Source organism: Roseovarius sp. B08 (assembly GCF_051417955.1).
Taxonomy (GTDB): Bacteria; Pseudomonadota; Alphaproteobacteria; order Rhodobacterales; family Rhodobacteraceae; genus Roseovarius.
This window is the reverse complement of the sequence record NZ_JBPRLW010000001.1, coordinates 2,925,532-2,937,180: the sequence shown is the minus strand read 5'-3', so window position 1 is coordinate 2,937,180 and position 11,649 is coordinate 2,925,532. Positions and strand designations below refer to the sequence as shown.

At 68.3% G+C, this 11,649-nt stretch carries 14 protein-coding genes; all 14 read left to right on the top strand.

The annotated features are described in order from the left end of the window. Positions 1-92 precede the first annotated feature (92 nt). Positions 93-1,046 carry an AAA family ATPase gene (locus ACSQ76_RS15030; RefSeq protein WP_437158216.1) on the top strand — a complete coding sequence of 318 codons (954 nt, stop codon included), beginning with the start codon at positions 93-95 and terminating at the stop codon, positions 1,044-1,046. Next, positions 1,043-1,945, top strand: a complete 903-nt coding sequence (locus tag ACSQ76_RS15025) for a DUF58 domain-containing protein (RefSeq protein WP_437157219.1) — start codon at positions 1,043-1,045, stop codon at positions 1,943-1,945. The genes ACSQ76_RS15030 and ACSQ76_RS15025 overlap by 4 nt, the downstream gene beginning before the upstream one ends. Then, entirely contained in the window at positions 1,942-2,304 is a 363-nt protein-coding gene (locus tag ACSQ76_RS15020; RefSeq protein ID WP_437157218.1) for a hypothetical protein, read from the top strand. The genes ACSQ76_RS15025 and ACSQ76_RS15020 overlap by 4 nt, the downstream gene beginning before the upstream one ends. Further along, positions 2,297-2,521: a hypothetical protein gene (locus tag ACSQ76_RS15015; RefSeq protein ID WP_437157217.1), complete on the top strand. Its 225-nt coding sequence runs from the start codon at positions 2,297-2,299 to the stop codon at positions 2,519-2,521. The genes ACSQ76_RS15020 and ACSQ76_RS15015 overlap by 8 nt, the downstream gene beginning before the upstream one ends. A gap of 22 nt (positions 2,522-2,543) precedes the next feature. Further along, a complete protein-coding gene (locus tag ACSQ76_RS15010; protein WP_437157216.1) occupies positions 2,544-3,260 on the top strand; it encodes a VWA domain-containing protein in 717 nt (238 codons plus the stop codon). Then, positions 3,257-4,150 (top strand): vWA domain-containing protein, encoded by an 894-nt coding sequence (locus ACSQ76_RS15005; RefSeq protein WP_437157215.1) that lies wholly within the window; start codon positions 3,257-3,259, stop codon positions 4,148-4,150. Before ACSQ76_RS15010 ends, ACSQ76_RS15005 begins: the two co-directional genes overlap by 4 nt. Continuing rightward, positions 4,147-4,821, top strand: a complete 675-nt coding sequence (locus tag ACSQ76_RS15000) for a hypothetical protein (protein ID WP_437157214.1) — start codon at positions 4,147-4,149, stop codon at positions 4,819-4,821. The genes ACSQ76_RS15005 and ACSQ76_RS15000 overlap by 4 nt, the downstream gene beginning before the upstream one ends. A gap of 137 nt (positions 4,822-4,958) precedes the next feature. After that, the gene (locus ACSQ76_RS14995; RefSeq protein ID WP_437157213.1) at positions 4,959-6,122 is read left to right on the top strand and encodes a hypothetical protein; all 1,164 of its coding nucleotides are present in this window, start codon (positions 4,959-4,961) and stop codon (positions 6,120-6,122) included. Between the two features lie 224 nt (positions 6,123-6,346). Further along, a complete protein-coding gene (locus tag ACSQ76_RS14990; protein WP_437157212.1) occupies positions 6,347-7,060 on the top strand; it encodes a LuxR C-terminal-related transcriptional regulator in 714 nt (237 codons plus the stop codon). Between the two features lie 33 nt (positions 7,061-7,093). Then, the gene (locus ACSQ76_RS14985; RefSeq protein ID WP_437157211.1) at positions 7,094-8,221 is read left to right on the top strand and encodes an FIST N-terminal domain-containing protein; all 1,128 of its coding nucleotides are present in this window, start codon (positions 7,094-7,096) and stop codon (positions 8,219-8,221) included. After that, positions 8,221-10,182, top strand: a complete 1,962-nt coding sequence (locus ACSQ76_RS14980) for a sensor histidine kinase (protein ID WP_437157210.1) — start codon at positions 8,221-8,223, stop codon at positions 10,180-10,182. The genes ACSQ76_RS14985 and ACSQ76_RS14980 overlap by 1 nt, the downstream gene beginning before the upstream one ends. Next, positions 10,137-10,514, top strand: coding sequence for a hypothetical protein (locus tag ACSQ76_RS14975; RefSeq protein ID WP_437157209.1), 378 nt, complete (start codon positions 10,137-10,139; stop codon positions 10,512-10,514). The genes ACSQ76_RS14980 and ACSQ76_RS14975 overlap by 46 nt, the downstream gene beginning before the upstream one ends. A 15-nt stretch (positions 10,515-10,529) precedes the next feature. Beyond that, a complete protein-coding gene (locus ACSQ76_RS14970; protein WP_437157208.1) occupies positions 10,530-11,204 on the top strand; it encodes a hypothetical protein in 675 nt (224 codons plus the stop codon). 116 nt (positions 11,205-11,320) lie between these two features. Beyond that, positions 11,321-11,647, top strand: coding sequence for a hypothetical protein (locus ACSQ76_RS14965; protein ID WP_152476959.1), 327 nt, complete (start codon positions 11,321-11,323; stop codon positions 11,645-11,647). Positions 11,648-11,649: the final 2 nt, after the last annotated feature.

Genomic DNA, 11,649 nt, shown 5'->3' with positions numbered 1-11,649 from the left:
CTTTCGGTTAGGTAGGCGGCGACGGGCGGCTTGGCCTAGCGTTGATCTGACGCAGGGCGCGGGCGAGCGTCGTGTTTCGGGGAGGACAGGATGTGCTGAAAGAGGCCGGCCAGCGCGATATCGCGGGATTGTTGCAGCAGCTTGGGAATGGGCTGATCGGGCATGAGCGCCTGATCGAGCGGATGACGATCGCGCTGTTGACCGGGGGGCACCTGCTGGTGGAAGGCGCGCCGGGGCTGGCCAAGACGCGGGCGGTGAAATGTCTGGCGCGGGCGGTGGAAGGGTCGTTCGCGCGCATCCAGTGCACGCCCGACCTGATGCCTGCCGATCTGACTGGCACGCCGGTCTACAAACCCGGGGACGGCAGTTTCGAGTTCGTGAAGGGGCCGGTCTTTCACAACCTTGTCTTGGTGGACGAGATCAACCGGGCGCCGCCCAAGGTGCAGTCGGCGCTGTTGGAGGCGATGGGCGAAGGACAGGTCACGGCGGGCAGCGAGACGCACGGGCTGCCCGATCCGTTCCTGGTGGTGGCGACGCAGAACCCGATCGAGCACGAGGGGACCTTTCCGCTGCCGGAGGCGCAGCTGGACCGCTTTTTGCTGCACGTGGTGCTGGACTTGCCGGATATCGAGACCGAGCGGGCGATCCTGAACCTTGTCGAGGCCGAGACGCATGGCGAGGCCGTGGCGTCGGACGCGACGATCAGCCAGCAGAGCCTGAAGGAGGCGCGCAAGGCGGTGGCGGACGTGCACCTGGCCGCCGAGTTGCGCGACTATATCGTGCGGCTGGTGATGGCAACGCGGGGCGGGGATTTGGCCGGGGATATCCAGCACGCGGTGTCGCCACGCGGTACGCTGGCGCTGGCGGCCTCGGCGCGGGCGCGGGCGTTCCTGAAGGGGCGGGACCATGCGCTGCCAGAGGACGTGGCGGCGCTGGCGCCCGACGCGCTGGCGCACCGGATGGTGCTGAGCTGGCGGGCGATGGCCGAGGGGCGGCGTGCGCGGGACGTGGTGGCGGAGATCGTCAAAGCGGTGGAGCCGTTGTGAGTGCCGCGCTGGAGCAGCCGGGGGTCCGGCTTGCCGCCGGGGACCTGATTGCGCTGCGCGCCCACGCGCTGACCGGGCCGGGCGGGGCGGAGCAATGCGCCACGCTGCCGGGTGGGCACGCGACGCGGGTCAAGGGCCAGGGGATCGAGGTGGCGGATATCCGGGATTACCTGCCCGGCGACGACATCCGGCACCTGGACCGGGCGAGCACGGCGCGGACGGGCAAGCTGCATGTGCGGCAGTTCCAGGCGGAGCGGGACCGGGTGCGATACCTTGTGGCGGATTTGCGCAGTGAAATGCTGTGGGGGCTGCGGCGCGCGCTGTTGTCGGTGGCCGCCGCCGAGGCGCTGGTGCTGGATGCCTGGCCGCTGGTCGAAGAGGGCGGGCGCGTCGGCCTGCTCGCGGTGACGGACCTGGACGTGACGGTGGTGCCGCCACGGGGGCGTATCAGAGGGATGCTGGATGTGATCGGCGGGCTGGTGGAGGCCCATGCACGGGCGCTGGAGGATGCGGCGCGGGACAAGGGTGCTGCCGGCGGGGCGCTGTCGCTGGACCGGGCGCTGCACCGGCTGGAACGGCTGGCGCCGTCGGGGGCGGAGATCGTCATCGCCTCGGGGTTCGATGCGCCGGGCGAGGAGTTGGTGAAGGTGCTGGACGGGTTGGGGCAGCGGCGCGCCATACGGCTGCTGCTGGTGTCCAACACCGATGCGCTGCCGGCGGGGCGGTATCCGGTGCGGCTGGCTGATGGGCGGCGGGCGAACTTGCGGATTGGTGTTAATGACGCGGTGCCGACGATGGTGCGGATCGCGGGGCGCGAGGCGCTGGTGGTGGATGCGGGCGCGGACCCGCGCGACACGGCGCGGGTGCTGATCCGCTATCACGACGAGCGCGCGGCATGAGCGGGGAACCCCTTTCGGAGGCCGCGATGCGCGAGAGCCTGCTGGATATACGGTTGCCACCGGGGGGCGCATTGGACGCGGTGGCGGACGTGCTGGTGTCGGCGGGGCTGGCGGGGTGTGTGGCGCTGGCGGTGGTGGGCCTCATGCGGTTGGCGTTCATGCGACGGCGCGGTGCCGGGACACCGGGAGTTGAGGCGCGGATCACCGCGCTGGTGGAGTTGCCCGAGGATGCCCGGCGGGTGGGTCTGCTGCATCTGCTGAAGGAGGTGGCGCCGGAGCGGTATGATGCGTTGCGCCCCAACCTCTATCGGCGGGACGCGGAGATCGACGTGGAGGCGGAGGTCAGGGCGCATGTTTGAGCTGGCGCAGCCGCTGGCGCTGCTTTTGTTGCCGCTGCCGTGGCTGGTGCAGCGGTTCATGGCGGCGCGAAGCGTGGGCGGCCGCGCGCTGGTGCTGCCGCGCCGGGTGGGCGAGGAGTTGCTGGCGCGGGCGCGGCGTGGCGGCGCGGGGGGGCAGGCGTGCCGCTGCGCGACGGGGCGTTGTGGATGGCGTGGGCGCTGCTGGTGGTGGCGCTGAGCGGTCCAGGGACCTGGCGCCGGTGTCGGCGCTGAAGGTGTCGGGGCGGGACCTGGCGATTGCGCTGGACCTGTCGGGCTCGATGGTGCGGGACGATTTCGACCTGGATGGCCGGCAGGTGACGCGATTGGAGGCGGTGCAGACCGTGGGGGCGGAATTCGCGCGTCGGCGGGGGGGCGACCGGCTGGCGCTGATCGTGTTCGGCTCGGAGGCCTATTACGCGACGCCCTTCACCTTCGACATCGAGGCGGTGGCGCAGGAGATCGAGACCTCGGTGATCGGGATTTCGGGGCGGGCGACGAACATCTCGGACGGGCTGGGGCTGGCGCTGAAGCGGATGGCCGAGAGCGCGGCGGCGAGCAAGGTGGTGATCCTGCTGTCCGACGGGGTGAACAACGCCGGGGCGACGAAGCCGCTGGGCGTGGCGGAACTGGCCGCCCGGATGGGCGTGCGGGTGCATACGATCGCGCTGGGGCCGAAGGACCTGGAGAGTGCCGAGGAGGGCGAGCGCGGCGTGGTCGACGCGCGGACCTTGCGGGCGATTGCGGAGGTCTCGGGCGGGGAGAGCTTCCGGGTGCGCACGACCGAGGATCTGCAACAGGTGGCCGATGCGCTGGACCGGCTGGAGGCGAATGACAGCGACGGGTTGGCCGCCGAGGTTTACCGCGATTACTGGCCCTGGCCGGCTGCGGCGGCGGCGCTGTTGTGTCTGTTCGTGATCGCGAGGGAGCCGGCATGAGCCTGGACGTGACATTGCTGAGGCCCCTGTGGCTGTTGGCGCTGCCGGTATTGGCGGGGCTGGCGTGGTGGCTGTGGTCGCGGCGGCAGGGGCTGGGCGACTGGCAGCCGGCGGCGGACCCGGGCATGATCCGGGCGATGGCGGCGCTGGGCCGGGTGGAGGCGCAGCCGGGACGGTCGGGTCTCTGGGCGGGGATGGCGGTGCTGGTGATCGCGGTGCTGGCGCTGGCAGGGCCGGCGGTGGAGCGGCGGGACACGCCGAGTTTCCGCAACCTCGACGGTGTGCTGTTCGTGGTGGACGCTTCGAGCAGCGTGACGGAGGACGTGCGCTGGCCGCAGATGCAGGCGCTGGGTCGGTTCGGGCTGGCGCGTCTCGGGACGCGGCCCGGGGGGATCGTGGTTTATGGCGGGGATGCCTACCTGGCGACGGGGATGACGCTGGATCACGTGCAACTGGGGCAGACATTCTCGTTGATCGACCCGGAGCTGGTGCCGGACCCCGGCACGCGGCCCGCGCGGGCGCTGGCGCTGGCGCTGGCGCGGCTGGAGGAGGCAAAGATCATCGCGGGCGATGTGGTGCTGTTCACCGACGGGGCGGGGCTGGGGCCGGAGAGTTTGCGGCTGGCCGCACGGATGGCTGAAATGGGCGCGCGGCTGTCGGTGGTGGGGATGGGCGGGGACCCGTCCTTCGCGACCCATGCGCGGGCGGGAGGCGGGCGGGTCTTTGGCCTGAACGATGCGGAGGCGCTGGCGGATTGGCTGGGGCAGGACATGAGCGCAAGGCTGGAGCGGCAGGATTATCCGCTGATCTTCTGGAGCGACATGGGCCGGTATCTGCTGTTGCTGGCCGCGGTGCCGATGCTGCTGATGTTCCGAAGGCAGGTCGCATGAGGGGGCTGGCGTTGATAACGGCGGTGTTCCTGCTGGCGGGGCTGGCCCTGGGCGGCGCGGCGTCGGTGGGGCGCGTTCTGTTGGCGGTGGGGCTGCCGGGATGGGCGGCGGCAGTGTTCGAGGCGCCGGACTGGCAGGGCGTGGCGCGGTTCCGTGCGGAGGAGTACGGCGCGGCGGCAGAGGCCTTCGCGGCGGCGGGGCAGGACTATAACCGTGGCAATGCGCTGGTGTTCGCGGGGGAGTATGCAGGCGCGCTGGAGGCCTATGACCTGGCCATCGCGGCCGGCGATCCGCGGGCGCGGGCGAATTTCGATGTGGTTGCGGCCTATTACGCGGGGCTGGCGATCGACCCCGAGGCGCTGGACCTGCTGCCCGACCGCAAGCGCGGTCCCACGGCAAAGGCCGAGGTGGGAGAGGGCGACGCGCGGGCGGCGTCGACCGGGGACGGGGTGAGCAACACCGGCGCGGCACTGGGCATGGCAGAGCTGGAAGGCCGTGGCAAACTGGGGGTGCGGCGGGTCTTCAAGGACTATTTCATGGTGGCCGACGACCGCTGGCTGTTACAGTTGGAGGACGTGCCGGGGGAGTTCATGTCCGAGCGGATATTGCAGGAGCACAAGCGGCGCATGAAACTGGGCCTCGCGCCGCCCGAGGCGGAGGATCCGCGATGACGATTGCTTGTGAGACGCCCGCCGCGGGTCCGCCCCGGCCCCTGAGCCGGGGCCTGTCGCGGGAGAAGGCGAGAGGTCCCGGATCAAGTCCGGGACGGCGGGGGCGTGTGTTTGCGGTCGGAGTGTTGGCGCTTGCGATGCTCGTGCTTCTGATGCCGGCGATGGCGTTCGGGCAGACGCGCGAGGTGCATCCCGGTGAGTTGGCCTTGGAGGTCAGCGTGGAGGAACGGCAGGCGACACCCTTCACGCGGGAAATGGTGCTGCTGACCATCCGTGGCACCTATCGGCGCTATATCACTCGCGAGATGCTGGTTCAGCCGGAACTGGAGGGCTTCAACTGGTCGCAGCTGGGGCCCGACACCTGGCGTGAGGAGCGGATGGACGGGCGCAAGGTCAAGGTCTTCATCCGGCGCATGGCGGTCTATCCGGAGCGGCCGGGAACCCTGACCATCGGGGCGTTTCGCCACCGGCTGACGCTGACGGACGAGGGCGACGACTGGTTCGAGCACGAGGTCGCGTCGGAGCCGCTGACGATCGAGGTGGCGGCGGCGCCGGAGGGCAGTGGCTGGTGGTTTCCGGTGCGGCGGCTGGAAGTGTCGGACACGTGGTCGAACGCGCCCGACCAGCTGGTGCCGGGAGAGGGTGTGTTGCGGGTGATCCGCGTCGAGGCGCTGGGCGCGACGCCCGAGATGATCCCGCCGATGCCGGAGCTGAACTCGCCTTCCGGCATGATCTTTGCGCATCCCGAAAAGCGGCTGATCCAGTTGACGCCGGAAGGGCCGAAGACGATCGCCTTCTGGCGCTGGACGGTTCGGCCGGGCAACGATGTGTCGGCGGTCGTCGAGCCGCTGAGCTTTGACTATTTCGACACCACGACGCGCGAAACCCGGACGGTGGAGATCGATGCGCAGCGGGTGGCCTATGGCGCGCGGCTGCCGGGAAGCGGGGCCGATGCTCAGGCCGCCACCGGGCCCGAGCCTGCCGAAGCGGCATTGCCGGGCGGTCCTGCGCTGGGCGCGGCACTGGCGGTATTCGTCGCGGCGCTGATGCTGGGGCTGAGGGGACGGTCGTGGTCGGGGCTGCCCAGGGTTTCGGACTGGGTGCCGGCATTGCATCCCAAGCGGCGCGCGCTGCGCCGGGCGGCGCGCGCCGGGCGGGTCGGGGAGATGCGGCAGGCGCTGGTGGCGCTGTCGCAGGCCGGCCGGGGCGCCGAGACCTACCGCGCGCGGCTGGCGGAGCTTGACCGGGCGATCTTTGCGGGCACCGGCGAGCCGGGCGATTTGACGCGGTTCGCGCGCTGAGAACGTGCCGGCCAGCCGGCTGCGCCCCGGGGCGACGTTGGCGCGGCGCAGAAAACGCTGTGTCGCAAGGGCTTGCAGGGGCAGGATCCGGAGGATTTCCGAAAACCTGTGGCGGGCACGCGGTTGGCGGGGCGTTAGGCTGTCTGTCGCCGGTCCGCCCCTGTCGGAGCCAAATGGTTGATCATTCTCGATTTGATGCTACTTTTCTCTTTGGGAGGACCGGCATGTTGGCAGCAAGAGACAATTGCGCAAACGCGCAGCCTGTGTCGTCGGTGATGATCGTGGACGACCATCCGCTTTACAGCGACGCGCTGGAGACGGCGCTGACGTTGGGATTTCCGGAATGCGACATTCGCAAGGCGGGCAGCCTGAAGGCCTGTTTCGATCTGCTGGACGAGGGATTTCTCCCCGATCTGGTGATGTTCGACCTCAAGCTGCCGGACGTGACCGGCGTGTCGGGATTCGAGAAGTTGCGTGAGCGGCTGCCGGAAGCGCGGGTGCTGGTGATTTCGTCGCTGGCGTCGAGCCAGCTGGTGCACACGCTGTTGCGGTCGGGCGCGATGGGATTTTTGCAAAAGGACGCCTCTGCCAAGACGTTGCAATTCGCGGTGTCCGAGATCACTGCCGGGCGGCGCTATATTCCCGCCGAATACGTCAATGCCGAGGCCGGCGAGGGCCAGGACGACCTGTTCAAGACCACGCCGGAACTGAGCATCCTGACGCCGCAGCAGGTCAACATCCTGAAGCTGATCTGCGCGGGCAAGCCCAACAAGCAGATCGCTTACGAGCTGTCGCTGGCGGAGGCGACGGTAAAGGCGCACATCACCGCGCTGTTGCGGCGGCTGGACGTGCGCAACCGGACCCAGGCGGTGGTGTTCGTGGAGTCGGTGATGGCGCGCCATGCCGAACCCGAGGCGCGCGCTTTCCTGCAGCACTAGGCGCAGGCGCGTGAAATCCTCCCCCCTGAATTCGTGATCATCGGGGAATCCCGGGCCGAGGACCCCGCCACCGCCGTTGCGGAAGCGGCGGCGGGGATGGCGGGCAAGGGCCTGTGTTTCGTGTTCGCGATCCTGCCCGGTTGCCTGGATGTCGATGAGACCAGCGCGCTGTTGTCCGGGGCGTTCCGGGGCGTACCGGTCTTCGGGTGCAGCTCGGCGGGGCAGATCACCACCGACGGCTATGACGACCAGGCGCTGCTGCTGCTTGGGTTCCCGCGGCGCAATTTCCGCTGCGCGTCGATGCTGTTCCGGGACCTGTGCCCGGATCACGCCACCGCCTTTGCCGCCGAGGCGCAGAAACAGGCCGAGCGGTTCCGGCACACGGCGGGCTGGAACCGGTTCGCGCTGATCGTGGCGGACGGGTTGTCGAAACAGGAGGATCTGCTGGTTTCGACCCTTGATGCGGTGCTGGGCGACGTGCCGATCTTCGGCGGATCGGCGGCGGACGGGCTGAAGTTCGAGCGGACGTTCGTGCTGCATGACGGCAAGGCGCATTCCGGGGCCGCCGTGCTGTTGCTGATCGAGACCGACCTGCAGTTCCAGGGGGTGGCCTTCGACCATTTCCAGCCCGAGGGGGCGCAGATCGTCATCACCTCGGCCGACCCCGAGGAGCGGCTGGTCTACGAGATCAACGGGGCGCCGGCGGCGGAGGAATACGCGCGGCTGGTGGGCTGCCCGCCCGAGGCGCTGAGCCCGGAGGTGTTCGCGGAGAACCCGATGATGCTGCGCCACAACCTGACGCATTACGCTCGCGCGATCAGCGACACCAAGCCGGGCGGGGCGCTGTCGCTGCTGGCGGCGATCGACGACGGGCTAATCCTGACGCTGGGCCGCGCGCAGGGCAGCCTTGATGCTCTGCACGAAGGGTTGTCGACGCGCGACGCGGCGGGGCAGCCGCCGGATTTCATCCTTGGGTTCGACTGTTTCCTGCGGCGGCTGGAGTTCGAGCACAAGCAGCTGACACAAGAGGTTTCGGACATTCTGCGCACCCATCGGGTGATCGGGTTCAACACCTACGGCGAGCAGAAATCGGGCCTGCACATGAACCAGACCTTCGTGGGCGTGGCGTTCTTCAGGCCCGAGGCGCGGGTGCTGAACTGATGCTGGTGAATCCCGACGATCCGCTGGACATACAGGTCGAACGGCAGGCGCGGATCATCGACGCGCTGATGCGGCGGGCCAACCGGCAGGACGATGTGCGCCCGTCGGCGTTTCGCGCCTTCCAGTCGGCGATCGAGTTGCAGGAGAAGATGCAGGCGCAGGGCCGCGACCTGGCGCGCGCGGTGTCCGAGCTGGAAACGGTCCGCGGCGAGCAGGAGCGGATGCGCAAGAGCCTGGTGGCGGCGCTGTCGTCGATGGAGGGCGGCTTTGCCCTGTTCATCGACGGCAAGCTGGAGTTGTGCAACCACCTGTTCCTGCAGCTTTTCCCCGACATCTCGAACAAGATCGACACCGGCCTGACGATCGGGCGGTTCTTTGCGCGGCTGGTGTCGAGCAAGTTCTTCCGCTCGGCCGACCGCAACCTGGCCACGCTGCCCACCACGCTGGAGAAGCGGCGCGATGAAGGGGTGATCACCTCGGTCATGATCGAGATGGCCGACGACCGCTGGTTCCAGCTGAGCGCGCAGCACACCTCGGGCGACAACGTGGTGTTGCTGTTGACCGAGATCACCGATTTCGTGCGGCGCAACCGGTCGGAGAAGGAAAGCCTGATCGACCGGCAGGAGGACTATCTCAAGGCGGTGTTCCAGACGCTGACCTCTGGGGTGTGCACGTTCTCGTCGCGGGGCAAGGTGCTGATGCATAACGGCCAGTTCCGCGAATTGCTGGGCCTGCCCGCGTCCTATGTTGCGGAAGGTGAGCCGGTGACGGCGCTGGTGGAGTATCTTTTCGCCAACGGTCTGGCTGTCGAGGGGGGCGCCGTCAATATCGAGGCGATCTATCGCAAGCTGGTGACCGAAGGCGCGTTCCGCCAGCGCGTACGGCTTGGGCCGGAGCGTGTGCTGGAGCTGCACATGCACGAGATGCCCGACAGCGGCTACCTCGTGGAGGTCGAGGACGTGACGCTGGAAGCACGCGCGACCGAGACGCTGGAACGCCGGGTGATGGAGCGCACCGCCGAGCTGACCCGCGCCAACGAGAAGCTGACCGAGGAGTACGAGAAAAAGGCGCGGGTCGAGGAAGCGTTGCGCGATGCAAAGGACAAGTCGGAGAAGGCTGTGTCGTCGAAGACCCGCTTTCTGGCTGCCGCATCCCACGACCTGTTGCAGCCGATCAATGCCGCGAAGCTGCTGATCTCCACCCTGCTGGAGACGTCCCGCGGGACCGACATGCACCCGATGGTGGAGCGGCTGGAAGGCTCGTTCCGGTCGACCGAGCAGCTGTTGCACCTGCTTCTGGACATCTCGCGGTTGGAAAGTGCGGCGCCCGACACGGTGTCGCCGCTGGTGGTGAACCTGACGGCGATGATGAACAGCATCCATGCCGATCAGAGCCTTGTGGCCGAGCAGAAGAACGTGCGGCTGAAGATGGTGCCCTGTTCGGTGCTGGTGCGGTCCGACCCGGTGTACCTGTTGCGGTCGATCCAGAACCTGGTGGTGAACGCGATCCAGTACACCCAGCCGGGAGGGCGTGTCCTGGTGGGCTGCCGCCGCCGCAAGGGGCGGGTTGTGTTGGAGGTCTGGGACACCGGCATCGGCATTCCCAAGCGCGACCAGCAGCGAGTGTTCGAGGAGTTCGCCCGCGCCGATGGCGAGAAGCTGGCCGCGGGCGTCGGCCTGGGCCTGTCGGTGGTGGAACGGGCCTGTCGCCTGCTGGGGCACAAGCTGTCGGTGAAATCGAAGCCCGGTGTGGGGTCGGTGTTTCGGATCGAGCTGGAGACGGTCGCGGATGCGCCGGCGGTCAACGAACCGCTGAGCCTTGCGTCGAATGCCGACGACCTGCTGGAAAACCAGATCGTTCTGCTGATCGAGAATGACGAGGATGTTCTTTTCGGCACCACCAAGCGGCTGGAACAATGGGGGCCGACGTGCTGGCTTGCCGGTCGATCGACGAGGCGCTGACCTGTGTCGAGGACATGGGCATGGCGCCCGATATCATTCTGGCCGATTACACGCTGGACAATGACGAGACCGGAGTGGACGGCATAGCGAAAGTGCGCAAACTGACCGGGGCGCACGTGCCGGCGATCCTGATCACCGCCGATCGCAGCCCCAGGGTGCGGGCGGCGGGGCTGACCTATGACATCTCGGTGATCTACAAGCCGGTGAAGCTGAACCGTCTGCGGCCGCTGATGGCGTGGAAGATCGGTCAGCAAGGCGGTGCCGATGGGCAGGGTGATACGAAAGTGGCCGGTGACAGCGTCGCCGGAGCCTATAGTGTCTGGTCCGAATAGGGAGGAGATTTGAGCATGATGACGCGTCTGACGAGCGCCGTGATCGGGGTCGCGCTGAGCTGTGCAACGGCGATGGCCGCCCCGCTCGACGGGCAGGAAACCTATGATCTTTTGTTCAAGAACGGCACGCTGGACAGCGTGTCGCGCGATCAGTCGCTGGTCTATGAGCGGGAAGTCAGCAACGCGCTGGCGCCCGACGCGGCAGAGCGCGATTCCGGCAAGGTGGCGCTGACGGTGGGCGAGGGCGAGAGCCCGATGGCGGTGCTGGAGCTGCGGCAGGGCGAGAAGTACCGCAAGCTGGGCCAGTTTCCGGCCAGCGTGGGCAACCCGATGATCATGTTCTTCTACGAGTCCACCGTGCGCGACATGGCCGAGAGCGCGGGCGGCAGCAAGTTCTACATCCGCAACCGGGTGAAGGAGGCGCTGGTGCAGCCCAACGAGGTGACGATTGGCAAGACCGAGTATGACGGTGAAACCATCGAGACCCAGACCGTGACGATGCAACCTTTTGCCGAGGACCCCAACCGCGCCCAGATGCGCGGTTTCGGTGACCTGAAGCTGACGGTGACGATGTCCGAGGACGTGCCGGGATGGTATCTGAACCTGCTGGCCGAGGCGCCGGGGCCGGAGGGTGGCGAGGGCTATCGCTCGGAACTGACATTCGAGACGCTGGAGGAGGCGACGCAATGAGACAGCCGTTTGAGTTCGGTCCCCCCCGTCCCGGGCTTGACCCGGGATCTCTGCGTGCGAAGGCCGGGAGGCCCCGGCTCGGGGGCCGGGGCGGCGTGGGGCGTGCGTTGGTTGCGATGATGATCGCGGCACCGGGGCTGGCCTTCGGTCAGACCGCGGCCGAGCGACTGAACGATTTTCCGACGGCGGCGCGGGCGGATTACGTGTTTGCCTGCATGTCCACCAACGGAACCACGCGCGAGATGTTGCAGAAATGCTCGTGCTCGGTGGACGAGGTGGCGCAGATCCTGTCCTACGAGGAATACCTGGAGGCCGAAACGGTGCTGTCGATGCGCCGGGTGGGCGGCGAACGCATGGCGGTGTTCAACAGCTCGGCCGCCGCGGCGAACCTGGTGGCGGAACTGCGCCGGGCGCAGGCGGAAGCCGAGATCGTCTGTTTCTGAAC

Excerpts from the sequence above, each read along its gene's own strand:
- ACSQ76_RS14975 (WP_437157209.1), top strand. The coding sequence starts at position 10,137 with ATGGGGGCCGACGTGCTGGCTTGCCGGTCGATCGACGAGGCGCTGACC.
- ACSQ76_RS14990 (WP_437157212.1), top strand. The coding sequence starts at position 6,347 with ATGTTGGCAGCAAGAGACAATTGCGCAAACGCGCAGCCTGTGTCGTCG.
- ACSQ76_RS14970 (WP_437157208.1), top strand. The coding sequence starts at position 10,530 with ATGATGACGCGTCTGACGAGCGCCGTGATCGGGGTCGCGCTGAGCTGT.
- ACSQ76_RS14980 (WP_437157210.1), top strand. The coding sequence starts at position 8,221 with ATGCTGGTGAATCCCGACGATCCGCTGGACATACAGGTCGAACGGCAG.
- ACSQ76_RS14965 (WP_152476959.1), top strand. The coding sequence starts at position 11,321 with ATGATGATCGCGGCACCGGGGCTGGCCTTCGGTCAGACCGCGGCCGAG.
- ACSQ76_RS15015 (WP_437157217.1), top strand. The coding sequence starts at position 2,297 with ATGTTTGAGCTGGCGCAGCCGCTGGCGCTGCTTTTGTTGCCGCTGCCG.
- ACSQ76_RS15020 (WP_437157218.1), top strand. The coding sequence starts at position 1,942 with ATGAGCGGGGAACCCCTTTCGGAGGCCGCGATGCGCGAGAGCCTGCTG.
- ACSQ76_RS15005 (WP_437157215.1), top strand. The coding sequence starts at position 3,257 with ATGAGCCTGGACGTGACATTGCTGAGGCCCCTGTGGCTGTTGGCGCTG.
- ACSQ76_RS14995 (WP_437157213.1), top strand. The coding sequence starts at position 4,959 with ATGCTCGTGCTTCTGATGCCGGCGATGGCGTTCGGGCAGACGCGCGAG.
- ACSQ76_RS15000 (WP_437157214.1), top strand. The coding sequence starts at position 4,147 with ATGAGGGGGCTGGCGTTGATAACGGCGGTGTTCCTGCTGGCGGGGCTG.